The sequence below is a fragment of the Pseudomonas guariconensis genome (assembly GCF_040822035.1).
In the GTDB taxonomy this organism is placed as follows: domain Bacteria; phylum Pseudomonadota; class Gammaproteobacteria; order Pseudomonadales; family Pseudomonadaceae; genus Aquipseudomonas; species Aquipseudomonas guariconensis.
Window position 1 is genome coordinate 937,409 of the sequence record NZ_CP162012.1, and the last position, 22,024, is coordinate 959,432.

The window sequence follows — 22,024 nt, forward strand, 5'->3', positions numbered from 1 at the left end:
GATGTTCGGTAAATTAAGCCTGGAGGCGATACCCTATCACGAGCCGATAGTCATGGTGACGCTTGCCATGATTGCGCTCGGTGGTATCGCTTTGGTCGGTGCTATCACCTATTTCCGCAAGTGGACCTACTTGTGGACTGAGTGGCTGACCACGGTCGACCACAAGAAAATCGGGGTGATGTACATCATCGTCGCGATGGTCATGCTGCTGCGCGGCTTCGCCGACGCCATCATGATGCGTACCCAGCTGGCTGCCGCTACCGGCGGCGCCGAAGGCTACCTGCCGCCTGAACACTATGACCAGATCTTCACCGCCCACGGTGTGATCATGATCATCTTCATGGCGATGCCGTTCTTCACCGGCCTGATGAACCTGGCGGTTCCTCTGCAGATCGGTGCACGTGACGTTGCCTTCCCGTTCCTGAACTCCCTGAGCTTCTACCTGCTGCTGGCAGGCGTGCTGCTGGTCAACATCTCCCTGGGCGTTGGTGAATTCGCCAAGACCGGTTGGGTTGCCTATCCGCCGCTCGCGGGTATCCAGTACAGCCCTGGCGTGGGTGTGGACTACTACATCTGGGCGCTACAGCTATCCGGATTGGGTACGACGCTTACCGGTGTGAACTTCCTCGTCACCGTGATGAAGATGCGCGCGCCTGGCATGAAGCTGATGGACATGCCGATCTTCACCTGGACCTGCACCTGGGCCAACGTGCTGATCGTCGCTTCCTTCCCGATCCTGACCGCTGCACTGGCTCTGCTGACTGTTGACCGTTATCTGGACTTCCACATCTTCACCAACGAGCTTGGTGGGAACCCGATGATGTACGTCAACCTGTTCTGGGCCTGGGGTCACCCTGAGGTTTACATCCTGATCCTGCCGGCCTTCGGTGTGTTCTCGGAAGTCACCTCGACCTTCGCTGGCAAGCGTCTGTTCGGCCACCACTCGATGATCTACGCATCGGGCGCGATCGCTGTTCTGGGCTTTGCCGTCTGGCTGCACCACTTCTTCACCATGGGTGCAGGCGCGAGCGTCAACACCTTCTTCGGTCTGGCGACGATGCTGATCTCCATTCCGACCGGTGTGAAGCTGTTCAACTGGCTGTTCACCATCTACCAGGGCCGTCTGCGTTTCACCGCTCCGATCATGTGGACCCTGGGCTTCATGGTCACCTTCTCGATCGGTGGTATGACTGGCGTTCTGCTGGCTGTTCCAGGTGCTGACTTCGTTCTGCACAACAGCCTGTTCGTTATCGCCCACTTCCACAACGTGATCATCGGTGGTGCGGTATTCGGCTACATCGCCGGCTTCGCCTATTGGTTCCCGAAAGCCTTCGGTTTCACCCTGAACGAGAAGTGGGGCAAGGCTGCCTTCTGGTTCTGGATCTCCGGCTTCTACGTAGCGTTCATGCCGCTGTACGCCCTGGGCTTCATGGGTATGACCCGTCGTCTGAACCACTCGGACAACCCGGCTTGGGAACCCTACCTGTACGTTGCCGTCGTCGGCGCCGTGCTGATCCTGTTCGGTATCGCTTGCCAGCTGATCCAGCTGTACGTATCGGTCCGCGACCGCAACCAGAACCTGGACGTCACTGGCGATCCATGGGGTGGCCGTACCCTGGAATGGTCGACTTCGTCGCCACCTCCGTTCTACAACTTCGCCCACATGCCTGAGAAGGTTGGCCTGGACGCCTGGCACGAAGCCAAGGAAGCCGGTGTCGCCTACAAGCCTGCGGCCAAGTACGAAGCGATCCACATGCCGAGCAATACCTCCACCGGTTTGTTCATGGGCCTGTTCCTGACCGTCTTCGGCTTCGCATTCATCTGGCACATCTGGTGGCTGGTTGGCGCGAGCCTGGTTGCAACCATCGCTGTCTTCGTTCGCCACGCCGCGCGTGACGACCAGGGCTACATGGTTCCGGCCGAAGAAGTGGCGCGCATCGAAGGCGAGCGCATGAAAGCGCTGGCCAAAGCAGGTGCTCTGCCTGCCGGCGCACGTGTCGAATCGTTTGAGCGGGTGTAATCAATGTCCAGTCAAGTAATCCACGCCGGCGCTCATGGTCACGACCATGGGCACGACGATCACCACCACGACTCGGGCCAGATGACCGTACTCGGTTTCTGGCTGTACCTGATGACCGACTGCATCCTGTTTGCGTCGCTCTTCGCCACCTACGCGGTGCTGTCCGGCAGTTTTGCCGGCGGCCCGTCGGGTCATGACATCTTCCAGCTCGATTTCGTAGCTGTTGAAACCGCACTGCTGCTGCTGTCCTCGATCACCTTCGGCTTTGCCATGCTGCAGATGTTCAAGGGCAACAAAGGTGGCGTGCTGGGCTGGCTGGCCATCACCTTCCTGTTCGGTGCTGGCTTCATCGCGATGGAAGTCTATGAGTTCCATCACCTGATCGGCGAAGGCTTCGGCCCGAACCGCAGCGGCTTCCTGTCGGGCTTCTTCGCCCTGGTCGGCACCCACGGTCTGCACGTGACTGCCGGTCTGATCTGGATGGCTGTCCTGATGTATCAGATCAGCACCAAGGGCATCACCCCGACCGCCAAGACCCGTATGAGCTGCCTGAGCCTGTTCTGGCACTTCCTGGACGTGGTCTGGATCTGCGTATTCACCGTCGTCTACCTGCTGGGAGTTCTGTAATGGCTAGCGCACACGACACTCATCACGAAGGCAACCACGGCAGCGTCAAGTCGTACGCGATCGGCTTCATCCTGTCGATCATCCTGACCGCGATCCCGTTCGGTCTGGTGATGTACCCGAGCCTGCCGAAGAACCTGACCGTCCTGATCGTGGTGGCCATGGCCGTCATTCAGGTGGTGGTGCACCTGGTGTACTTCCTGCACATGGACCGCTCGAAAGAGCAGCGTTCGAATGTGTCGACGTTCCTGTTCACCACTCTCGTAATCGCTCTGTTGGTCGGCCTGTCGCTGTGGATCATGTTCAGCATCCACATCGAAATGATGGCCAAGTGAGGTAAGACTGCATGTCCGTGAAGCACTTTATCCAAATCACCAAACCGGGGATCATTTTCGGTAACGTGCTTTCCGTGGCAGGCGGTTTCTTCCTTGCCTCGAAGGGCCATGTGGACTTCGCCCTGTTCCTGGCGGTAGTGGTGGGGACCTCTCTGGTCGTCGCGTCCGGTTGCGTGTTCAACAACTGCATCGACCGCGACATCGACCAGAAGATGGAGCGCACCAAGAACCGCGTCATGGTTCAGGGCGGCATGTCGCTGACCCTCGCGCTGATCTACGCCACCCTGCTCGGGGTGGCGGGCTTCAGCCTGTTGTATGTCCAGGCCAATCCGCTGTCGGCGTTCTGCGCAGCTGTGGGCTTCGTCGTCTACGTCGGCTTCTACAGCCTGTGGCTCAAGCGCAAGTCGGTACACGGTACCTTGGTCGGCAGCCTGTCCGGTGCCATGCCTCCGGTGATCGGTTACTGCGCCGTCAGCAACAGCTTCGACCTGGCTGCCGTGACGCTGCTGGTGATGTTCAGCCTGTGGCAGATGCCACACAGCTTTGCCATCGCCATCTTCCGCTTCAAGGATTACAGCGCTGCCAACATTCCGGTTTTGCCGGTGGCACGCGGTATTCTCGCGGCGAAGAAGCAGATCGTGCTGTACGTACTGGCCTTCGTGCTTGCCACCCTGATGCTGACCTTGGGCGGTTACGCCGGCCTGGGTTACCTCGCCGTGGCGGCTGCTATGGGCCTTTACTGGCTGTACATGGCCTGGGGCGGCTACAAGGCTGAGGACGATAGCAAGTGGGCCCGCAAGGTCTTCGGTTTCTCCATCCTCACCGTCACTGCCCTGAGCGTGATGATGTCGGTGGACAGCCAGACTGCCGCGGACGTGCTGATGACATACGCACGCTGATACAGACGCCTGTTACACGAAAACCCCGGCCTTGTGCCGGGGTTTTTTTATGCCTGTGGTGTGTGTTGCGGCTTCTTCGCAGTTTACCGGTGATAGGGCCAGCCCAGGCAACGTAAATCTAATGAATTCGATAAATAAGCCTAAAAAGATCTAATAAAACAGGAAATCGTCCTTTACAGGTTGTATGTTTCGGCACTATCTTCTGATTCGGCCGCCGCAGCGGCCCACGTCGCTCGGACGGTTCCGGGCGCTTACGTCATTCGAGGAAGCCATGGCCAACCCAGGTTCGCCGCGCCGCTTTGCGCGCATCGATCGTCTCCCCCCTTACGTCTTCAACATCACAGCCGAGCTCAAGATGGCCGCCCGCCGCCGTGGCGAGGACATCATTGACCTGAGCATGGGTAACCCCGACGGTGCCACGCCACCGCATATTGTCGAGAAGCTCGTCCAAGTCGCCCAACGGGAAGACACTCACGGTTATTCCACCTCCCGCGGTATCCCGCGTCTGCGCCGCGCCATCTCACGCTGGTACCAGGAGCGCTACGAGGTCGACATCGACCCGGAAACCGAAGCCATCGTCACCATCGGCTCCAAGGAAGGCCTGGCGCACTTGATGCTTGGCACCCTCGACCATGGCGACACGGTACTGGTGCCCAATCCCAGTTACCCGATCCACATCTACGGCGCGGTGATCGCCGGTGCCCAGGTGCGTTCGGTGCCGCTGGTGCCAGGCGTGGACTTCTTCAACGAGCTGGAGCGGGCGATTCGCGAATCGATCCCCAAGCCCAAGATGATGATCCTGGGCTTCCCGTCCAACCCGACCGCCCAGTGCGTCGAGCTGGACTTCTTCGAGCGTGTGGTCGCGCTGGCCAAGCAGTATGACGTGTTGGTGGTTCACGACCTGGCCTACGCCGACATCGTCTATGACGGCTGGAAAGCCCCCTCGATCATGCAGGTGCCAGGCGCCAAGGACATCGCGGTGGAATTCTTCACCCTGTCCAAGAGCTACAACATGGCCGGCTGGCGCATCGGCTTCATGGTCGGCAACCCGGAGCTGGTCAGCGCCCTGGCCCGGATCAAGAGCTACCACGACTATGGCACCTTCACCCCGTTGCAGGTGGCGGCCATCGCCGCGCTCGAAGGCGACCAGCAGTGTGTACGCGATATCGCCGAGCAATACCGCCAGCGCCGCAACCTGCTGGTCAAAGGGCTGCATGAGATCGGCTGGATGGTCGAAAACCCCAAAGCCTCGATGTACGTGTGGGCGAAGATTCCCGAAGCCTATGCTCACCTGGGCTCGCTGGAGTTCTCCAAGAAACTGCTCGCCGAGGCCAAGGTCTGTGTGTCGCCCGGGATCGGCTTTGGCGACTATGGCGATGACCATGTGCGCTTCGCCCTGATCGAGAACCAGGACCGTATTCGCCAGGCCATTCGCGGCATTCGGCAGATGTTCAGGGCCGATGGCTTGACGCGAAAATAAGCTGCAAGCCGCAAGAGGGCCGCGTGAGCAGCGGCCTTTTGCGGCTTTTCAATCTTGATGCAGCAAGTCGCCTTGCCGCTTGCTACTTGCCGCTGACAAGCGGTGGTTTTTTTTGCTTTCCCCCTCTTCTCAGCCACCCCTGGTTGGACTGAGAATGGCGCGCGGGCCTAGCCCTCATAACAACAACCCTCCCTCCGTGCCATCATGTCCGAATACAACCCTTGCCTTGACTGCGGCGCCTGCTGCGGGTACTTCCGTGTGTCTTTTTTCTGGGGCGAATGCCAATCAGCCGGGGGCGTGGTGCCCGACGATTTGGTGGTTCAGATCAACCCAACCCGGGTCGCGATGATCGGCACCGATGCCAAACCTTGCCGCTGCACGGCGTTGGGTGGCGAGATCGGCAAGCAGGTCGCTTGCACCATCTACGAAAACCGCTCGAGTCCATGCCGAGAATTCGAAGCCTCGTGGGTCAACGGTGTGCATAACCCCAGCTGTGACGCAGCCCGCGCGCATTATGGGCTGCCGCCGCTGGAGGCCAACGAGCCGCACTGGCCGGAGGATGATGGGGCCGAAGTGGCCTGACAGGGGCTTGTGGCGGGAAACCACCTGTTGCGTGAAACACAGGTGCTGTATGGTTCCAGGTTCGTCCAAATACCCTGGAGCCTGAGGTTGTCTGCCTATTACCTGCCGTTGAGCCTGCTTGTGTACCTGATCGGCCTGTTTTTTGACGGTGCGTTGATGGGAGCAGGTCGGCACATGCCTGCCTTGCAGATGCTGCTTTACGGGCCCTGGGGCGTACCGTTCGGCTTGTATCAATGGTTTGCCAACCCGTTGCTGGTGCTAGCGGTGCTGGCCCATCGGCGCTTTCGCCGGTTGGCGTTGCTGTTGGGGGTGTGCGCCCTGTACCTGGCGCTCAGTAGCCTGGGTATCGAGCGGCTGCCGGACAACCACAGCTATGCCTTCCAGGACGTCACCGGCTTCGGTGTTGGCTTCTACTTGTGGAGCCTGGCGATCCTGGTGTTTTGCCTGGGGCAGGCCTGGTGGTGCTGGAAGGCACGGCGCGCCGACGACATGCCCGGCTGGCACTGGCTCGATGTGGCGCTGATTGCTGCGATCGCCGTCACGATGTATGCCGGCACTCAGATGCCTGCACTGCATTTCGATGTGGACAAGGTCCTGATGCCGCCGGAGTCGTCACAGTCGCTGTGACTGCAGCTGTGTTGCCAGCGAGCAAGACAGTGCGAACACCACATCAGCGAGACGTACCCCACTGCACCACCAGCATACCCGCCACGATCATCCCGACGCCCGCCAGGCGCAGAGCGTTGACGGGCCGTTCCGGCAACCCCATCAGCCCCCATTGGTCGATCAGCAGTGACGACAGCACCTGCCCGGCGATCACGCAGACGATGAATCCCGCAGCCCCCAGCCGGGGTGTCAGCACCAGTGCGGCAGTGATGTAGAGCACACCCGCCACACCGCCAAACCAGGCCCACCAAGGCGCCTGGGCCAGGTTCTGCAACTGCGGCACAGGTGCTCGCATCAGCAGCAAGGCAGGGACCAGCATCAGCAGGCTGACGGTCAGCGATACCCCCACCGCCCACAAAGGGTGGCCCAGCAAGCGACCGAGCGCGGCATTGCTGCCGGCCTGGAAAGGCACGGCGGCGCCTGCCAGCAGTGCAACGAGCAAAGGGAGGACGGCTGAGAAGGAGAGGGCGTGCGGCATTGAATGGCTCCTGTGGAAAACACTAGGCGCAGTGTTGTTTATCCATTTCAATGATGGAAATTCGAAATTCACACAGGCTGTATTCGTTATATGGATGATTTGCGTCGTATCGACCTCAACCTGCTGTTGACCCTGCATGCCTTGCTCAGCGAGCAGCATGTTTCACGGGCTGCCGTACGCCTGCACCGCAGTCAGCCTGCCGTGAGCCATGCGCTGGCCCAGCTGCGAGACATCTTCGCTGACCCACTGTTGGTGCGCCGGGGCGGCCGTCTGCACTTGAGCAGCCGTGCCCAGGCCCTGCGTGAGCCGCTGGAGCAGGCCCTCGCACAGCTCGACGGCCTCTTGGGCCGTCCGCGTTTCGAACCGAACCGGGCGCGACGCACCTTTCGCCTGGCAATGTCGGACTATGGCGCGCGGGTGGTGTTGCCGGGGCTGATGCGCAAGCTCAGAGAGCAGGCGCCAGGCATCGACCTGGTGGTATCCCAAGGCAGCCGTGAAGCGATGATCGGACAGTTGATCGACGGTGAAGTGGACTTGGCCCTCGGGGTGTTCCCCGATTTGCCCTCAGAGGTGCAGGTACAGGTGTTGTTCGAGGAGTCGTTCATTTGCCTGGCGGACCGCCACAGTCTACCGGCGCGCACCGGGCTTTCGCTGGCTCAGTGGCTGGCGCGACCTCACGTGCTGGTGGCCGTGCGGCCGGGCATCGATAACGAGATCGACTTGGCGCTCCAGGCGTCGGGTCAGGGGCGGCGGATCGCGCTCACCCTGCCGCACTGGGGCGTGGCCCAAGGCGTTATCAGCGGTACGGACCTCATTCTGACCGTGGCCCGCCGCAGCCTGGCGGGTACCCGGCTCGACCCTGGGTTGCGCTGCTTTGCGCCACCACTACCGATCGCGCCGTTTGCCTTTACCCAGGCCTGGCACACCCGGCGCGAGGGCGATGCCGGTCACCGCTGGCTGCGTGAACTCATCCGTACGCTTTGCGATGAACACGATGTGCCGAGCTTAGCCAGTTGAGCGCAGGGTTCTGAGGGTGGCGCCGTCGCCATGGGAGCGCCGCTCCGGCGCCCCTGGCTTATGCGGGGCAGGGCTCAGGGCGCGAGGCGTGGCTCGCGTTTGGCCCGGGCCTTGAGGTATTCGCGCACCTCGACCCCGTCGCCGGCAAACTCGATACGCTCTGCCTTGGCTTGGCGTTGGTAGGCATACATCGGGTCGTAGTATTCGTTGAGCAACCCTTCGATCCAGCCCCGGTGCAGATCCACCGCGCCACTGCGCAGCTGCTCGTCCAGGGCCTGGCCCAGTAGCGCCGACAACCGCTGGAAGCGCTCACCGCCCAAGCGCTTGTGGATATTGCCCATGCTTTGCAGCATGCGTTCGGCGAACAGCCGACGGCCGTCTTCTTCGCCATGCAAGGCGACGAACTCGGCGCACAGGTTGATCACGTAGTCCCGCAGGATGCGCTCCACGCGGTTTTCGAAGCTGTCTTCCAGCCACACCAGCGGGTACTGCTGCATGCCCTGGTACAGCTCCAGGGGCACCGAGCAACTCCCGACGATGCGCCCTTCATCCTCCAGAACGAACTGCTGCATTCCTCGGGCGCGCTTTTTCAAGATGTCGATGGCCAGCTGGTTTTCGAAATCGATCTGCGCCGGCTGCGCCGTGGCCCGCTTGCCGAAGCTCGAGCCGCGGTGGTTGGCGTGGCCTTCGAGGTCGAGCACGTTGTCCAACTGAAGCAGCACGTCGGTCTTGCCCGTGCCGGTAAGGCCGCCTACCAGCACGAAGTCGCACTGCTCGACAGCTTGCAAGGTGGTCTCCAGCAGGAAGGTCCGCATGGCCTTGTAGCCACCCTTGACCTTCGGGTACTGGATGCCGGCTTCGTCCTTCAGCCAGCCTTGGACGATCTGTGAGCGCAGGCCTCCGCGGAAGCAGTACAGATAGCCGTCGGGGTGGGCCTTGGCGAACGCCGCCCAGGCTTCCAGGCGTGCCTGCTTGATGGCGCCGCCGACCAGCTGGTGACCCAAGGCGATGGCGGCGGCCTGGCCTTGCTGCTTGTAGCAGGTGCCGACCTTTTGCCGCTCCTGATCGTTCATCAGCGGCAGGTTGACGGCGCCGGGGAAGGCCCCCTTGGCGAATTCGATCGGCGCGCGCATGTCCATCATCGGCACGTCGTCGAGGAACAGTTGGCGGTAGTCGGTGCAGTCGTTGCGCATCAAAGCACCTCGACCGCGTGGGTCTGTCGCTCGACCAGCTCGCCGATCGGCGAGAGGGCCAGGTTCAGTTCTGCGGCTACGGCGAGGAATTCGGCCTCGCCCTCGGGGCTGACCGCCACCAGCAATCCACCGCTGGTCTGCGGGTCGCACAGCAGGTGTTTCTGGTCTTCGGTCAAGGCTCCGATCTTGTGGCCGTAGCTGTCGAAGTTGCGCAGGGTGCCGCCAGGGATGCAGCCCTCGGCCAGGTAGTGATCGACGCTGGGCAGGCGTGGCACGGCATCGTAGCGCAGGTGCGCCGTCAGGCCGCTGCCTTCGGCCAGCTCCACCAGGTGGCCGAGCAGGCCGAATCCGGTGACGTCGGTCATGGCCTTGACGCCGTCGAGCTTGCCGAAGCGGCTGCCGGGGGTATTAAGGGTGCACATCCAATCGCGGGCCAGGCCCTGGTCCTGGGTGCGCAGCTTGGCCTTCTTCTCGGCGGTGGTGAGGATGCCGATGCCCAGGGGCTTGGTCAGGTACAGGCGGCAGCCGACGTGGGCGGTGTCGTTGCGCTTGAGGTGGCGCTTGCTGACCACGCCGGTGACCGCCAGGCCGAAGATCGGCTCGGGCGCATCGATGGAGTGACCACCGGCCAGCGGGATACCCGCTTCGGCGCACACGGCGCGCCCGCCGCGGATGACTTCGCGGGCGACTTCCGGCGGCAAGACGTTGACCGGCCAGCCGAGGATGGCGATGGCCATCAGCGGGTCGCCGCCCATGGCGTAGATATCACTGATGGCGTTGGTGGCAGCGATGCGGCCGAAATCGTACGGGTCGTCGACGATCGGCATGAAGAAGTCGGTGGTCGAGACCACGCCGCGTTCATCGTCCAGGGCGTACACGGCGGCATCGTCGCGCGAGGCGTTACCGACCCAGAGTTTCGGGTCCAGGGCCTGGGCGCCGCTTTCGGCGAGAATCACATCCAGCACCTTGGGGGAGATCTTGCAACCACAGCCGGCGCCATGGCTGTACTGGGTCAGACGAATCGGTTCGCTCATACGCACCTCGGATTTTCGTGATGCGCGATTGTAGCAAAGCTGGCCTTTGCGCCACCGGCTCTTATAATCCCCCGGGCCGACTGCAAGCTCCAAGTTCCCAGCGCCAAGAGGCAAGTACTTGGGATAGTCAGCGAAGTACGCGGTTCGCTTTCTCTTGTAGCTTGCAGTTGCAGTTACCCTTTCCCCGCTATTGAACCGGAGAATCCCATGCTCAAACGTCCCCTGGCGGTCGCCGCCGGTCTCGTGCTGTCTTGCTGTGCCGTCATTGCCCAGGCTGCTGACACCCTGAGGGTAAGCGCCATCCCGGACGAAGCGCCGACCGAACTGCAGCGCAAGTTCAAGCCGCTGGGCGAATACCTTTCCAAGCAGTTGGGCATGGATGTGAAGTTCGTACCGGTGGCCGATTACCCGGCGGTGGTCGAGTCGCTGGCTTCCAATCGTCTGGACATGGCCTGGCTGGGCGGCTTCACCTTCGTCCAAGTGCACTTGAAGGACCCGACCGCCACGCCGCTGGTGCAGCGCGAGCAGGATGCCCAGTTCACCTCCAAGTTCATCACCGCCAACCCGGATGTGAAGAGCCTGGCCGACCTCAAGGGCAAATCGTTCGCCTTCGGTTCGATTTCCTCGACTTCCGGCAGCCTGATGCCGCGTTACTTCATGCTCAAAGAAGACAACATCAAGCCTGAGAGCTACTTCAGCCGCGTTGCCTACTCCGGCGCCCACGATGCCACCGTGGCCTGGGTCCAGGCTGGCAAGGTCGATGGCGGCGTGCTCAACGCCAGTGTCTGGCAGAAGCTGGTCGATGCCGGCAAGGTCGACACCAACAAGGTCAAGGTCTTTGCCACCACTCCGACCTACTACGACTACAACTGGACCGTGCGCGGCAACCTGGACCCGGCCCTGAAGCAGAAGATCAAGGCCGCTTTCCTGGCGCTGGACCCAGCCAACCCGGAGCACAAGGCGATCCTCGACCTGCAGGCCGCCAGCCGCTTCATCGAAACCAAGCCTGAAAACTACGTAGGCACCGAGCAAGCTGCCCGTGAGGCCGGTCTGCTCAAGTGACTATTCATCTGCACGGCGCCAGCCTGCGCCATGGCCAGGTTCGCGCCCTCGATGCGGTGAGCCTGCGCATCGACAAAGGTGAGCGGGTGGCGATCATCGGCCCTTCCGGGGCCGGCAAGTCGAGCCTGCTGCACCTGATGGCGACGGCGGTCCAGCCCAGTGCCGGGCGCCTGGAGCTGCTCGGCCAGCAACCTTGGGCGCTGTCTGCCAGAGCCCGCCAGCGCCTGCGCGCGCGGGTGGGCCTGGTGCACCAGGCGCCGCCGTTGCCACCGCGCCAGCGCGTGGTCACGGCGGTGCTGGCCGGGCGCCTGGGGCAGTGGGGCATCCTGCGTGGCCTGCTCAACCTGATCTACCCGAGCGATGTGCCTGGGGCTCGTCAGGCGTTGGCCGAGCTGGGACTGGCGGACAAACTGTTCGTTCAGTGTGGGCAGTTGTCCGGCGGTCAGTTGCAGCGAGTCGGCATTGCCCGAGCGTTGTATCAGCGGCCTGAAGTGTTGCTGGCCGATGAGCCGGTTTCGGCCATGGACCCGGTGCTCGCCGACCACAGCCTGGCTCTGCTCAATCGTCATGCCCAGGACAACGGCGTGACCTTGGTGGCCAGCCTGCACGCAGTCGATCTGGCACTGGCGCACTTTCCCCGAGTGATCGGGATCCGCGAAGGTCAGGTCGCATTCGACTGCCCTGCCCAGGCGGTGACCGAGAGCCTGCTCGATGCGCTTTATGCCAACGAACAGCTGGCCTCGCCGCCCACCCCTGGGCCGACCCTGACGGTACAGATCCCGCGATGCTGAAGGCCGACACACGCGACCCTGCGGCATTGCCCCGGCTGTTGCTGACCTTGCTCGCTCTGGCGTTGCTGTGGCCTGGGCTGCGCTTGAGCGAGCTGAACCCTGGTGTGCTGCTGCAGGCGGAAAACCGTCAGCAGATGGGCAGCTTCGTCAGCGCTTTCTGGCCACCGGCGCACGATAGCGACTTTCTCTCGCTGCTCTTCGAAGCCACCTTGCAGACACTGGCCGTGGCCACTGCTGGCATGGCCTTGGCATTGCTGCTCGCGGTGCCGACCAGCCTTTTGGCCAGTCGCGCCCTGTCGCTGAGGGCCGCTTCACGCGGTGGTCGCCCGGGGCTGTGGTCGCGGCTGCTGCGCATGCCGGTGCGCGGCTTGCTGGTATTTTTGCGCAGCGTGCCGGAGATCGTCTGGGCTTTGTTGTTCGTGCGCGCCGTTGGCCTTGGGCCTACGGCTGGCGTGCTGGCGATTGCCATCACCTACGCCGGCATGCTCGGTAAGGTCTACGCGGAAATCTTCGAATCGGTCGACCAGCGCCCGGCCCATGCGCTGTTGCAGGCCGGAAGCGGGCGGTTGATGGCGTTCTTCTACGGCATCTTGCCCGGCGCTGCCGCGGAGGTGGTGTCCTACACCGTGTATCGCTGGGAGTGTGCAGTGCGGGCCTCGGTGGTGATGGGCTTTGTCGGTGCGGGCGGCCTGGGGCAGCAGATCGACTTGTCCATGCGCATGTTCGCCGGGGCCGAGGTCGCGAGCATGCTGCTGGCGTTCCTGGTGCTGGTGGTGCTGGCCGATCTGCTCAGCCGGGTGCTGCGGGGGAGGCTGGCATGAACCGGGTGATCAACCTGCTGATCGTCGTCGCGATTCTCGCCGCTGTGGTGGCGTCGTTCAGCTACCTCGAGCTGGACATGGCGTCGGTGGTCGGCAACGGCGGGCTGGCGCAGATGGGCGAATATGCACGCCGATTCCTGAGCCCGGACCTGTCCACCGAGCACCTGCGAGCCGTAGGCAAGGGCGCACTGGAGACCCTGGCCATGTCTGGGCTTGGAACCCTGCTGGCAATGGTACTCGGCCTGTTGCTGGCGCTGCCGGCCGCCGGCCGCTTCGGCTGGCCGCTGCAGGGCGCTGCGCGGTTGCTGCTCAATGCCTTGCGTGCAATCCCTGAGCTCGTCTGGGCCGCTTTGACCGTGCTCGCTGCGGGCCTAGGCCCCAACGCCGGCACCCTGGCTTTGGCCCTGCATACTGCAGGCGTATTGGGCCGCCTGTTCGCCGAGGCCCTGGAAAACGCCCCCGCCGAGCCTGCTGCCGCCATCCGCCTGCAAGGTGGCAGCCAGGCTGCGGCGTTCTGCTTCGGCACCTTGCCCAACCTCTGGCCGCAACTGCTTGCCTACAGCCTCTATCGTTGGGAAAACAATATCCGCATGGCCAGCGTGCTCGGTTTCGTCGGCGCCGGCGGGCTGGGACAGATGCTCTACACCACCCTGAGCCTGTTCCAAGAGGCCCAGGCCAGCACCGTGATCATCGGCATGCTGGTGCTGGTGTTGCTGGTGGATGCCTTCAGCGACGTGCTGCGCCAGCGGTACGTGCGCGCCTGAGCCCTTGGTGGGCTGCGCTCACTAGGAAAGGGCCGGGGAAGCGAGGGTCAAGCGAGCACCTGCCTCATCTGCACCAATGCCACTCGGCTGCCATCCGGCGCCTGGCGCTCTTCGATGCCAAACGGCACGAAGCCCAGCTGTGGATAAAGCAGCAAACCCGCCGTGTTGTGGTTGAAGCACGATACCCACACCTCCCGTGCCGCGAATCGCTCCCGCGCCTGGTCGATCATGCATTGCACCAGATAGCGGGCCACGCCGTGGCCTCGCGCGGCAGGGGCCACCACCACGTTGCCCAAGGCGCACACGCCACCATGCTCGGCCTTGTAGAAATTGGCAAAGCCCAGCACCACGCCATCGCCTTCGATCACCGTCGATCCGCTGCGCTGGGCGATGGCATCGCTCAGTTGGTCGGGCGTGAGCGGGTAGGTGGCCTTCGGGAACATGTAGAAAAGCTCGTCCGGGCCTTGAGGGAAGCAGCAGATAGCGGCGATGTCGTCGTGGCGTACGGGGCGGTGTGACAGCTTCATGGGGTATGCCTTCGAGGGGGGCTTCGATTTACATACTGATGGCGTTGCCGATCGACGGGCAAGTCGGGCTGCCGTTCGACTCTCATTCTCTAGTCAGTGCTTGTCCCCCAAAGAGTCGCGACGCGGCCCCGATGACATGGCTACGGACGCTGCCGCCCTTGACAGCAGGTGCGCAGCCCGCTCCAGGTCGCTCCCCGCCGGTCGCTGGAAACAAGGTCATCCGCCCTACACACGCCAGCATCGCCGAGGCCTGATCCAGCGGCAGGATCGAGGCATGCCTGCGTGTAGCGTGGTCAGCCAGAATGGCGCGTACGCTGTGGGAACGGGTTTACCGCGAAAAAGTCAACGCCATGCAGGCCAAATCCCAGGCACAAAAAAACCGACCATAAGGTCGGTTTTTTCCGGATCTTGGTGCCCCGAGGGAGACTCGAACTCCCACTCCTTTCGAAAACGGATTTTGAATCCGCCGCGTCTACCAATTCCGCCATCAGGGCTTGTGGGGGCGCAGTATAGAGAGCCGCCGTGGGTCGGTCAATCGGGTTTCATGGTCAATTTTCGTTCGTTGGGCTAAACTTTCCGACCCTGTCGAACCGAACACCATCATGCGCGTCGCCGATTTTTCCTTCGAACTCCCCGATTCCCTGATCGCCCGTCATCCCCTGGCCGAGCGCCATGGCAGCCGTCTGCTGGTCCTAGATGGGCCGAGCGGGGAGCTGGCGCACCGGCAATTCACCGACTTGCTGGAATACCTGCGCCCCGGCGACCTGATGATCTTCAACAATACCCGGGTCATCCCGGCGCGGTTGTTCGGCCAGAAGGCCTCCGGTGGCAAGCTGGAAGTGCTGGTCGAGCGCGTGCTGGACAGCTACCGGGTGCTGGCCCATGTGCGTGCCAGCAAGGCGCCCAAGCCGGGCACGCAAATCCTCATCGATGGCGGTGGCCAGGCCGAGATGGTGGCGCGCCACGAGACGCTGTTCGAGCTGCGATTCACCGAGGAGGTGCTGCCGCTGCTGGACCGTGTCGGGCACATGCCGCTGCCGCCATACATCGATCGTCCGGACGAAGGTGCCGACCGCGAGCGCTACCAGACGGTCTATGCCGAGCGTGCGGGCGCCGTGGCGGCGCCGACCGCAGGCCTGCATTTCGATGAGGCCCTGCTGGAAAGGATCGCCGCCAAGGGCGTGGAACGTGCCTTCGTCACCTTGCATGTGGGCGCCGGTACCTTCCAGCCGGTGCGCGTGGACAAGATCGAAGACCACCACATGCACAAGGAGTGGCTGGAGGTCAGTCAGGAGGTGGTGGACGCTGTCCAGGCCTGTCGCGCCCGAGGTGGCCGGGTAATTGCCGTGGGTACCACCAGCGTGCGCTCGCTGGAGAGCGCCGCCCGTGATGGCCAGTTGAAAGCTTTCAGCGGCGACACCGATATCTTCATCTACCCGGGTCGGCCGTTCCATGTGGTCGATGCCTTGGTCACCAACTTCCACCTGCCGGAGTCCACGCTGCTGATGCTGGTCTCGGCCTTCGCCGGCTACCCCGAGACCATGGCTGCCTACGCGGCGGCGGTCGAACAGGGGTACCGCTTCTTCAGTTACGGTGATGCCATGTTCATCACCCGCAATCCGGCGCCACGCGGCCCCGAGGATCAAGCATGAGTCGCACCTGTCGAATGTCGTTCGAACTGCTGGCCACCGACGGCAAGGCCCGTCGCGGCCGTCTGACTTTCCCCCGTGGCACGGTAGAGACTCCGGCGTTCATGCCGGTGGGTACCTATGGCACGGTCAAGGGCATGCTGCCACGCGACATCGAAGCGATCGGCGCCGAAATCATCCTGGGCAACACCTTCCACCTGTGGCTACGTCCAGGCACCGAGGTGATCAAGAAGCACGGCAGCCTGCACAATTTCATGCAGTGGAAAGGCCCGATTCTCACCGACTCCGGTGGTTTCCAGGTGTTCAGCCTCGGCGCCATGCGCAAAATCAAAGAAGAGGGCGTAACCTTCGCCTCGCCGGTTGATGGCTCCAAGGTGTTCATGGGCCCCGAGGAGTCCATGCAGGTCCAGCGTGACCTGGGCTCGGACATCGTGATGATCTTCGACGAATGCACGCCATACCCGGCCGAGCACGACGTGGCGCGCACCTCCATGGAGCTGTCGCTGCGCTGGGCCCAGCGCTCGAAGAATGCTCACGCCGACAACACAGCGGCGCTGTTCGGTATCGTTCAGGGCGGTATGTATCAAGACCTGCGCATGCGCTCGCTCGAAGCGCTCGAAAACATCGGTTTTGACGGCCTGGCCATTGGCGGTCTGTCGGTGGGCGAGCCCAAGCACGAGATGATCAAGGTGCTGGACTACCTGCCAGGCCAGATGCCGGCTGACAAACCTCGTTACCTTATGGGGGTAGGCAAGCCGGAGGATCTTGTAGAGGGTGTGCGCCGCGGCGTCGACATGTTCGACTGCGTGATGCCGACGCGCAATGCGCGCAACGGTCATCTGTTCGTCGATACCGGGGTGATCAAGATCCGTAACGCGTTCCATCGTCATGATGATTCGCCGCTCGATCCGACCTGTGATTGCTACACCTGCACCAACTTCTCGCGCGCGTATCTTCATCATCTGGATAAATGCGGCGAAATGTTGAGCAGCATGCTGAATACCATCCACAACTTGCGCCATTACCAGCGCTTGATGGCCGGTTTACGCGAGGCTATTCAACAAGGTAAATTGGCCGCCTTTGTCGACGCCTTCTATGCCAAGCGCGGGCTGCCTGTGCCGCCTTTGGACTGACTATTCGCATCCATTATTAGAAAATATCCATTAGGAGTGCCCAATGAGCTTCTTGATTCCCGCCGCCTACGCGGACGCAGCAGCCCCTGCCGCCGGCCCTGCCGGTACCGGTTTTGAATGGATCTTCCTGGTCGGTTTCCTGGTCATCTTCTATCTGATGATCTGGCGCCCACAGGCCAAGCGTGCCAAGGAGCAGAAGAACCTGCTGAGCAACTTGCAAAAAGGTGACGAAGTTGTCACCAACGGCGGTATCGCCGGCAAGATCGTCAAAGTCTCCGATGACTTCGTGGTACTGGAAGTGTCCGACAACGTCGAGCTGAAGTTCCAGAAGGGCGCCGTTGCCGCGACCCTGCCAAAAGGTACGCTCAAGGCTATCTGAGTTACCGGTTATCTTTTCCAGTCGGGGCGCGCAACGCGCCCCGCGTCTTGAACGGGCGGCGTGATGCTGAACAAATACCCTCTGTGGAAATACCTGCTGATCCTGGTGGTACTGGCGATCGGCTTTATTTATTCCGCTCCCAACCTCTACCCGGATGACCCGGCGGTGCAGATCAGCGGTGCGAGCTCCGCGCTGCATGTGAGCCAGGCCGATTTGGATCGCGCCACCAAGGCGCTGACCGATGCCGGTATCGCCGTCAAGGGCGGCAGCCTGGGTGAGAAGGGCAGTGCGCTGGTGCGCCTGACCAACCAGGAAGACCAGCTCCCAGCCAAGGATGTGGTACGCAAGGCACTGGGCGATGATTACGTCGTGGCCCTGAACCTGGCCCAGACCACCCCGCAATGGCTGCGCAACCTCGGCGCCAGCCCGATGAAACTGGGCCTGGACCTGTCCGGTGGTGTGCACTTCCTGCTGGAAGTGGACATGGACAAGGCCATGAGCGCCCGTATGAAAGTCTACGAAGGCGAGGTCAAGACCTTGCTGCGCAAAGAGCGCATCCGCTATCGCAGCCTGCCCCAGCAGGACGGCGCGATCATGCTGGGCTTTGCCGACGATGCCACCCGCGAACAGGCTCGCAGCCTGGTCCGCAAGAATTTCAATGACTTCGACCTGACCACCACCGAGCGCAACGAGCTCGCCGTGCTGCGTCTGGCGCTGACCCCGGCCAAAGTCGCCGAGATCCGCGAATACTCGATCAAGCAGAACCTGACCACCGTCCGTAACCGGGTCAACGAGCTGGGCGTCGCCGAGCCGCTGGTTCAGCGTCAGGGTGCCAACCGTATCGTGGTCGAGCTGCCAGGCGTGCAGGACACCGCCGAGGCCAAGCGTATCCTGGGCAAGACCGCCAACCTGGAGTTTCGCTTCGGCGCCGAGCCGGGCGCGTCCAAGGCTACCACCGAGGTCTTCGAGTTCCGCGAAGGTGGCCGTTCCGCTGCAGTCGAGCGTGGCCTGATCATCACAGGCGACCAGGTGACCGACGCCCAGGCCAGCTTCGATGAGCATGGCCGTCCGCAGGTGAACATCCGTCTCGATGGTCACGGCGGCGAGCTGATGAGCCGCGCTACCCGTACCAACGTCGGGCGCAGCATGGCGGTGATCTTCATCGAGCAGAAGCCGATGACCCGCTACGAGAAGCAGATGGTCAACGGTGTCGAGAAAGACGTCGCGGTCCAGACCTTCAAGGAAGAGAAGAAGATCATCAGCCTGGCGACCATCCAGTCGCCGCTGGGCAGCCAGTTCCGTATCACCGGCCTGAACGGCCAGGGCGAATCGTCCGAGCTGGCCCTGCTGCTGCGTGCTGGTGGCCTGGCGGCGCCGATGTACTTTGCCGAAGAGCGCACCATCGGCCCGAGCCTGGGTGCCGACAACATCACCAAGGGTATCGATGCGTCCCTGTGGGGCATGCTGTTCGTCTCGCTGTTCATCATCGCCATCTACCGTGCCTTCGGCGTGCTGGCGACCATCGCCCTGGCGGGCAACATGGTATTGCTGTTGGCGCTGATGTCGCTGCTGGGCGCTACCCTGACCCTGCCGGGTATCGCCGGTATCGTACTGACCATGGGTATGGCGGTGGACGCCAACGTGCTGATCTTCTCGCGTATCCGTGAAGAGATCGCGGCGGGCATGTCGGTTCAGCGCGCCATTCACGAAGGCTTCAACCGTGCCTACTCGGCGATCGTCGATGCCAACCTGACCACGCTGCTGGTCGGCGGCATCCTGTTCGCCATGGGTACCGGTCCGGTCAAAGGCTTCGCCGTCACCATGTCCCTCGGGATTTTCACCTCGATGTTCACCGCCGTCATGATGACCCGTGCACTGGTCAACCTGACTTGTGGCGGGCGTGACATCAAGAAGCTGTGGGTTTGAGGGAGCTGACATGAAAACCATCAACTTCATGGGCGTACGCAACGTCGCGTTCGCCATCACTGCGCTCCTGACTGTCCTGGCGTTGTTCAGCTGGTGGCAAAAGGGCCTGAACTTCGGCCTGGACTTCACCGGCGGTACGCTGATCGAGCTGACCTATGAGCGTCCTGCGGACCTCAAGGCGGTCCGTGCCGAGCTGGTCGACTCCGGCTTCCACGAGGCTGTCGTGCAGAGCTTCGGCGCCACCACCGACCTGCTGGTGCGTATGCCTGGTGACGACCCGCAATTGGGTAATAAGGTGGCCGAAGCCCTGCAGAAGGCAGGTGGCGACAATCCGGCAACCGTCAAGCGTGTCGAGTTCGTCGGCCCTCAGGTGGGCGAGGAGCTGCGTGACCAGGGTGGCCTGGGCATGCTCCTGGCGCTGGGGGGCATCCTGGTCTACCTGGCATTCCGTTTCCAGTGGAAGTTCGCCGTTGGTGCAATCGTCTCGCTGATCCACGACGTGGTGGTGACGCTGGGTATCCTGTCGTTCTTCCAGATCACCTTCGACCTGACGGTGCTGGCGGCGGTCCTGGCGATCATTGGTTACTCGCTCAACGACACCATCGTCGTCTTCGACCGGGTACGTGAAAACTTCCGCGTCATGCGCAAGGCCTCGCTGATCGAGAACATCAACGTTTCGACCACCCAGACCCTGCTGCGTACCATCGCCACCTCGGTGTCGACCTTGCTGGCTATCGCTGCGCTGCTGTTCTTCGGTGGTGACAACCTGTTCGGCTTCTCCCTGGCGCTGTTCATCGGTGTCATGGCGGGTACCTACTCGTCGATCTACATCGCCAACGTGGTGCTGATCTGGCTGAATCTGAGCAGTGAAGACCTGATTCCGCCCGCCAAGACTGACGGTGTGGACGACCGTCCGTAAGGTTGTTTCCTACGCCATTTGGCGTAAAGAGAGGCGCGAGTATTGAACTCGCGCCTTTTTTTTTGCTCCAAGGCTGGGAGAAGGCGGGCGCGAGCCCGCAGGTGCGATCAGGAGGTTCACGTGAATAAATCAATGCTGGTGGGTGCGGTTCTGGGTGCTGTCGGTGTTACCGCCGGAGGTGCTGTGGCGACCTACAGCTTGGTGAACAAGGGGCCGGAGTACGCCCAGGTCACGGACGTGCAGCCCATCAAGGAAACCATCAAGACGCCGCGTCAGGTCTGCCGGGACGTCGCGGTCACGCGTCAGGCGCCGGTCAAGGACCAGCACCAGATCGCCGGTACCGTGGTCGGAGCAATCGCAGGTGGCCTGCTGGGTAACCAGATCGGTGGCGGCACCGGCAAGAAGATCGCGACCGTGGCCGGTGCGGTCGGTGGCGGCTATGCGGGAAACAAGGTGCAGGAGGGCATGCAGGAGCGTGACACCTATACCACCACGCAAACCCGCTGCAACACCGTCAATGACCTGAGCGAGAAAGTGGTCGGCTACAACGTGACCTATTCCATTGGAGACAAGGTCGGGCGGGTGAAAATGAATCACGAGCCGGGTTCGACCATCCCGCTGGACAAGAACGGCAACCTGGTCCTTAGCGAAAACCAGGCAGGACAATGACGCTCACGCCGGCACTCTGGTGCTGGCCGCTTCGCGGGTGAGTCCGCGCTCTCACAGGTTCTAGGCTTGCACAGCGCTTGTAGTCTTTCTCTGAACCATAAAAAAAGCACCCCGAGGGGTGCTTTTTTTATGCGGCAATCGGCGCTTAGCGTTTCATGTGCTCGGGCAGGTGTGGCTGGATGGCAGTCAGCACGGCCTTGAAGCACTTGATGTTGCCGGCGACGATGTGGCCTTTGTCGAGGAAGTCGTGGCCGCCATTGAAGTCGCTCACCAGTCCACCAGCTTCCTGGATCAGCAGTACACCAGCGGCCATGTCCCACTCGGACAGGCCCGACTCCCAGAAGGCGTCGAAACGGCCGGCAGCAACATAGGCCAGGTCCAGGCTCGCGGAGCCGGCCCGACGGATGCCGGCGGTCTGGCCAGTCAGGGCGCGGAACATACCCAGGTAGTTGTCCAGATCGGCCATCTGGTTGTCGCGGAACGGGAAGCCGGTACCCAGCAGGGCGCCTTCCAGGCTGGTGCGCGAGCTGACGCGCAGACGACGGCCGTTGAGTTGCGCGCCGCGACCCCGGCTGGCGGTGAATTCTTCCTGGCGAACCGGATCGACGATGACGGCGTGCTCAAGGCGGCCACGGTACTTGCAGGCGATGCTGACGGCGAAGTGAGGAACGCCACGCAGGAAGTTGGTGGTACCGTCCAGTGGGTCGATGATCCACAGGTAGTCCTTGCCTTCCTCGCCGGAGCCGGCGTGCAGGCCGGTCTCTTCACCCTGGATGGAGTGGTTCGGGTAGGCCTTGCGCAGGGCGTTGACGATGGTCTGCTCGGCGGCGCGATCGACTTCGGAGACGTAATCCTTGGCGTCTTTCTCGTCGACCTTGAGGCTATCCAGGCGTTCGATGGAGCGGAAAATCAGTTCACTGGCGCTGCGAGCGGCGCGCAGCGCGATATTCAGCATAGGCTGCATGGGCGTTTCACCTGGGATGTTAAAGAAGAAAGCCGCACATTCTATCAGAAAACTGTTCCGGCAGAAGGGTGACATTTGCTTTCATGGCGTTA

Annotated in this window: 23 protein-coding genes and 1 tRNA gene; 18 read left to right on the top strand and 6 right to left on the bottom strand. The window is 62.4% G+C overall.

Translation table 11 applies throughout. From position 1 onward, the window contains the following. Position 1: 1 nt before the first annotated feature. From cyoB to AB1N67_RS04245, 7 genes are all read left to right on the top strand, one after another. Complete coding sequence (cyoB, locus tag AB1N67_RS04215; RefSeq protein ID WP_043208033.1) at positions 2 to 2,020, top strand: cytochrome o ubiquinol oxidase subunit I; 2,019 nt, start codon at positions 2 to 4, stop codon at positions 2,018 to 2,020. 3 nt (positions 2,021 to 2,023) lie between these two features. Further along, a complete protein-coding gene (cyoC, locus tag AB1N67_RS04220) occupies positions 2,024 to 2,647 on the top strand; it encodes a cytochrome o ubiquinol oxidase subunit III (RefSeq protein WP_043208035.1) in 624 nt (207 codons plus the stop codon). Further along, on the top strand, positions 2,647 to 2,979 hold the full coding sequence (gene cyoD, locus AB1N67_RS04225) for a cytochrome o ubiquinol oxidase subunit IV (protein ID WP_043208038.1): 333 nt from the start codon (positions 2,647 to 2,649) through the stop codon (positions 2,977 to 2,979). The genes cyoC and cyoD overlap by 1 nt, the downstream gene beginning before the upstream one ends. 11 nt (positions 2,980 to 2,990) lie before the next feature. Beyond that, a complete protein-coding gene (cyoE, locus tag AB1N67_RS04230) occupies positions 2,991 to 3,878 on the top strand; it encodes a heme o synthase (protein ID WP_043208040.1) in 888 nt (295 codons plus the stop codon). Positions 3,879 to 4,149: 271 nt separating this feature from the next. Next, positions 4,150 to 5,358, top strand: coding sequence for an alanine transaminase (gene alaC / locus AB1N67_RS04235; protein ID WP_043208041.1), 1,209 nt, complete (start codon positions 4,150 to 4,152; stop codon positions 5,356 to 5,358). Between the two features lie 204 nt (positions 5,359 to 5,562). Then, a complete protein-coding gene (locus tag AB1N67_RS04240) occupies positions 5,563 to 5,940 on the top strand; it encodes a YkgJ family cysteine cluster protein (RefSeq protein ID WP_043208043.1) in 378 nt (125 codons plus the stop codon). Between the two features lie 87 nt (positions 5,941 to 6,027). Then, entirely contained in the window at positions 6,028 to 6,567 is a 540-nt protein-coding gene (locus AB1N67_RS04245; protein ID WP_148921443.1) for a hypothetical protein, read from the top strand. Positions 6,568 to 6,610: 43 nt separating this feature from the next. On the opposite strand, the gene AB1N67_RS04250 is transcribed toward AB1N67_RS04245, so the two are convergent. Beyond that, entirely contained in the window at positions 6,611 to 7,084 is a 474-nt protein-coding gene (locus AB1N67_RS04250; RefSeq protein ID WP_367863557.1) for a DMT family transporter, read from the bottom strand. A gap of 90 nt (positions 7,085 to 7,174) precedes the next feature. Between AB1N67_RS04250 and AB1N67_RS04255 the strand changes: the two genes are divergently transcribed. Beyond that, on the top strand, positions 7,175 to 8,101 hold the full coding sequence (locus AB1N67_RS04255; protein WP_367863558.1) for a LysR family transcriptional regulator: 927 nt from the start codon (positions 7,175 to 7,177) through the stop codon (positions 8,099 to 8,101). 74 nt (positions 8,102 to 8,175) lie between these two features. Here AB1N67_RS04255 and mnmH read toward each other — a convergent pair whose 3' ends face one another. Together mnmH and selD are read right to left on the bottom strand one after the other, a co-directional pair. Beyond that, on the bottom strand, positions 8,176 to 9,294 hold the full coding sequence (mnmH, locus tag AB1N67_RS04260; protein WP_070577027.1) for a tRNA 2-selenouridine(34) synthase MnmH: 1,119 nt from the start codon (positions 9,292 to 9,294) through the stop codon (positions 8,176 to 8,178). Continuing rightward, positions 9,294 to 10,328 (bottom strand): selenide, water dikinase SelD, encoded by a 1,035-nt coding sequence (selD, locus tag AB1N67_RS04265; RefSeq protein WP_043208051.1) that lies wholly within the window; start codon positions 10,326 to 10,328, stop codon positions 9,294 to 9,296. The genes mnmH and selD overlap by 1 nt, the downstream gene beginning before the upstream one ends. A gap of 207 nt (positions 10,329 to 10,535) precedes the next feature. Here selD and AB1N67_RS04270 point away from each other — a divergent pair, with 207 nt between their 5' ends. From AB1N67_RS04270 to phnE, 4 genes are read left to right on the top strand one after another with little or no spacing between them, the layout of a single operon-like run. Continuing rightward, positions 10,536 to 11,390 carry a putative selenate ABC transporter substrate-binding protein gene (locus tag AB1N67_RS04270; RefSeq protein WP_043208053.1) on the top strand — a complete coding sequence of 285 codons (855 nt, stop codon included), beginning with the start codon at positions 10,536 to 10,538 and terminating at the stop codon, positions 11,388 to 11,390. Then, positions 11,387 to 12,181, top strand: a complete 795-nt coding sequence (locus tag AB1N67_RS04275; protein ID WP_043208056.1) for a phosphonate ABC transporter ATP-binding protein — start codon at positions 11,387 to 11,389, stop codon at positions 12,179 to 12,181. The genes AB1N67_RS04270 and AB1N67_RS04275 overlap by 4 nt, the downstream gene beginning before the upstream one ends. Continuing rightward, on the top strand, positions 12,175 to 13,002 hold the full coding sequence (locus AB1N67_RS04280; protein ID WP_090345264.1) for an ABC transporter permease: 828 nt from the start codon (positions 12,175 to 12,177) through the stop codon (positions 13,000 to 13,002). Before AB1N67_RS04275 ends, AB1N67_RS04280 begins: the two co-directional genes overlap by 7 nt. Further along, on the top strand, positions 12,999 to 13,766 hold the full coding sequence (gene phnE, locus AB1N67_RS04285; RefSeq protein ID WP_043208061.1) for a phosphonate ABC transporter, permease protein PhnE: 768 nt from the start codon (positions 12,999 to 13,001) through the stop codon (positions 13,764 to 13,766). Before AB1N67_RS04280 ends, phnE begins: the two co-directional genes overlap by 4 nt. Before the next feature lie 47 nt (positions 13,767 to 13,813). Here the strand turns inward: phnE and AB1N67_RS04290 are convergent, their stop codons facing one another. Then, positions 13,814 to 14,293 carry a GNAT family N-acetyltransferase gene (locus AB1N67_RS04290; RefSeq protein ID WP_043208062.1) on the bottom strand — a complete coding sequence of 160 codons (480 nt, stop codon included), beginning with the start codon at positions 14,291 to 14,293 and terminating at the stop codon, positions 13,814 to 13,816. A 409-nt stretch (positions 14,294 to 14,702) separates the two neighbouring features. After that, positions 14,703 to 14,787 (bottom strand) — tRNA-Leu (locus tag AB1N67_RS04295). A gap of 108 nt (positions 14,788 to 14,895) precedes the next feature. Between AB1N67_RS04295 and queA the strand changes: the two genes are divergently transcribed. The 6 genes from queA (at position 14,896) to AB1N67_RS04325 (ending at position 20,968) form a co-directional block, all read left to right on the top strand. Further along, a complete protein-coding gene (gene queA / locus AB1N67_RS04300) occupies positions 14,896 to 15,945 on the top strand; it encodes a tRNA preQ1(34) S-adenosylmethionine ribosyltransferase-isomerase QueA (RefSeq protein WP_102081237.1) in 1,050 nt (349 codons plus the stop codon). Positions 15,946 to 15,959: 14 nt separating this feature from the next. Then, a complete protein-coding gene (gene tgt, locus AB1N67_RS04305; protein ID WP_317848185.1) occupies positions 15,960 to 17,075 on the top strand; it encodes a tRNA guanosine(34) transglycosylase Tgt in 1,116 nt (371 codons plus the stop codon). A 43-nt stretch (positions 17,076 to 17,118) separates the two neighbouring features. Then, on the top strand, positions 17,119 to 17,454 hold the full coding sequence (yajC, locus tag AB1N67_RS04310; protein ID WP_023382222.1) for a preprotein translocase subunit YajC: 336 nt from the start codon (positions 17,119 to 17,121) through the stop codon (positions 17,452 to 17,454). Between the two features lie 63 nt (positions 17,455 to 17,517). Then, entirely contained in the window at positions 17,518 to 19,380 is a 1,863-nt protein-coding gene (gene secD, locus AB1N67_RS04315) for a protein translocase subunit SecD (protein WP_043208070.1), read from the top strand. Between the two features lie 10 nt (positions 19,381 to 19,390). Then, the gene (gene secF / locus AB1N67_RS04320; protein WP_043208072.1) at positions 19,391 to 20,299 is read left to right on the top strand and encodes a protein translocase subunit SecF; all 909 of its coding nucleotides are present in this window, start codon (positions 19,391 to 19,393) and stop codon (positions 20,297 to 20,299) included. A 120-nt stretch (positions 20,300 to 20,419) separates the two neighbouring features. After that, a complete protein-coding gene (locus AB1N67_RS04325; protein WP_043208074.1) occupies positions 20,420 to 20,968 on the top strand; it encodes a glycine zipper 2TM domain-containing protein in 549 nt (182 codons plus the stop codon). A gap of 145 nt (positions 20,969 to 21,113) precedes the next feature. Here AB1N67_RS04325 and suhB read toward each other — a convergent pair whose 3' ends face one another. Beyond that, the gene (gene suhB, locus AB1N67_RS04330) at positions 21,114 to 21,932 is read right to left on the bottom strand and encodes an inositol-phosphate phosphatase (RefSeq protein ID WP_043208077.1); all 819 of its coding nucleotides are present in this window, start codon (positions 21,930 to 21,932) and stop codon (positions 21,114 to 21,116) included. Between the last annotated feature and the right edge of the window lie 92 nt (positions 21,933 to 22,024).

Coding starts and splice junctions, on each gene's coding strand:
- cyoB (WP_043208033.1), top strand. CDS start 2: ATGTTCGGTAAATTAAGCCTGGAGGCGATACCCTATCACGAGCCGATA.
- cyoC (WP_043208035.1), top strand. CDS start 2,024: ATGTCCAGTCAAGTAATCCACGCCGGCGCTCATGGTCACGACCATGGG.
- cyoD (WP_043208038.1), top strand. CDS start 2,647: ATGGCTAGCGCACACGACACTCATCACGAAGGCAACCACGGCAGCGTC.
- cyoE (WP_043208040.1), top strand. CDS start 2,991: ATGTCCGTGAAGCACTTTATCCAAATCACCAAACCGGGGATCATTTTC.
- alaC (WP_043208041.1), top strand. CDS start 4,150: ATGGCCAACCCAGGTTCGCCGCGCCGCTTTGCGCGCATCGATCGTCTC.
- AB1N67_RS04240 (WP_043208043.1), top strand. CDS start 5,563: ATGTCCGAATACAACCCTTGCCTTGACTGCGGCGCCTGCTGCGGGTAC.
- AB1N67_RS04250 (WP_367863557.1), bottom strand. CDS start 7,084: ATGCCGCACGCCCTCTCCTTCTCAGCCGTCCTCCCTTTGCTCGTTGCA.
- AB1N67_RS04255 (WP_367863558.1), top strand. CDS start 7,175: ATGGATGATTTGCGTCGTATCGACCTCAACCTGCTGTTGACCCTGCAT.
- mnmH (WP_070577027.1), bottom strand. CDS start 9,294: ATGCGCAACGACTGCACCGACTACCGCCAACTGTTCCTCGACGACGTG.
- selD (WP_043208051.1), bottom strand. CDS start 10,328: ATGAGCGAACCGATTCGTCTGACCCAGTACAGCCATGGCGCCGGCTGT.
- AB1N67_RS04270 (WP_043208053.1), top strand. CDS start 10,536: ATGCTCAAACGTCCCCTGGCGGTCGCCGCCGGTCTCGTGCTGTCTTGC.
- AB1N67_RS04280 (WP_090345264.1), top strand. CDS start 12,175: ATGCTGAAGGCCGACACACGCGACCCTGCGGCATTGCCCCGGCTGTTG.
- phnE (WP_043208061.1), top strand. CDS start 12,999: ATGAACCGGGTGATCAACCTGCTGATCGTCGTCGCGATTCTCGCCGCT.
- AB1N67_RS04290 (WP_043208062.1), bottom strand. CDS start 14,293: ATGAAGCTGTCACACCGCCCCGTACGCCACGACGACATCGCCGCTATC.
- queA (WP_102081237.1), top strand. CDS start 14,896: ATGCGCGTCGCCGATTTTTCCTTCGAACTCCCCGATTCCCTGATCGCC.
- tgt (WP_317848185.1), top strand. CDS start 15,960: ATGTCGTTCGAACTGCTGGCCACCGACGGCAAGGCCCGTCGCGGCCGT.
- yajC (WP_023382222.1), top strand. CDS start 17,119: ATGAGCTTCTTGATTCCCGCCGCCTACGCGGACGCAGCAGCCCCTGCC.
- secD (WP_043208070.1), top strand. CDS start 17,518: ATGCTGAACAAATACCCTCTGTGGAAATACCTGCTGATCCTGGTGGTA.
- secF (WP_043208072.1), top strand. CDS start 19,391: ATGAAAACCATCAACTTCATGGGCGTACGCAACGTCGCGTTCGCCATC.
- suhB (WP_043208077.1), bottom strand. CDS start 21,932: ATGCAGCCTATGCTGAATATCGCGCTGCGCGCCGCTCGCAGCGCCAGT.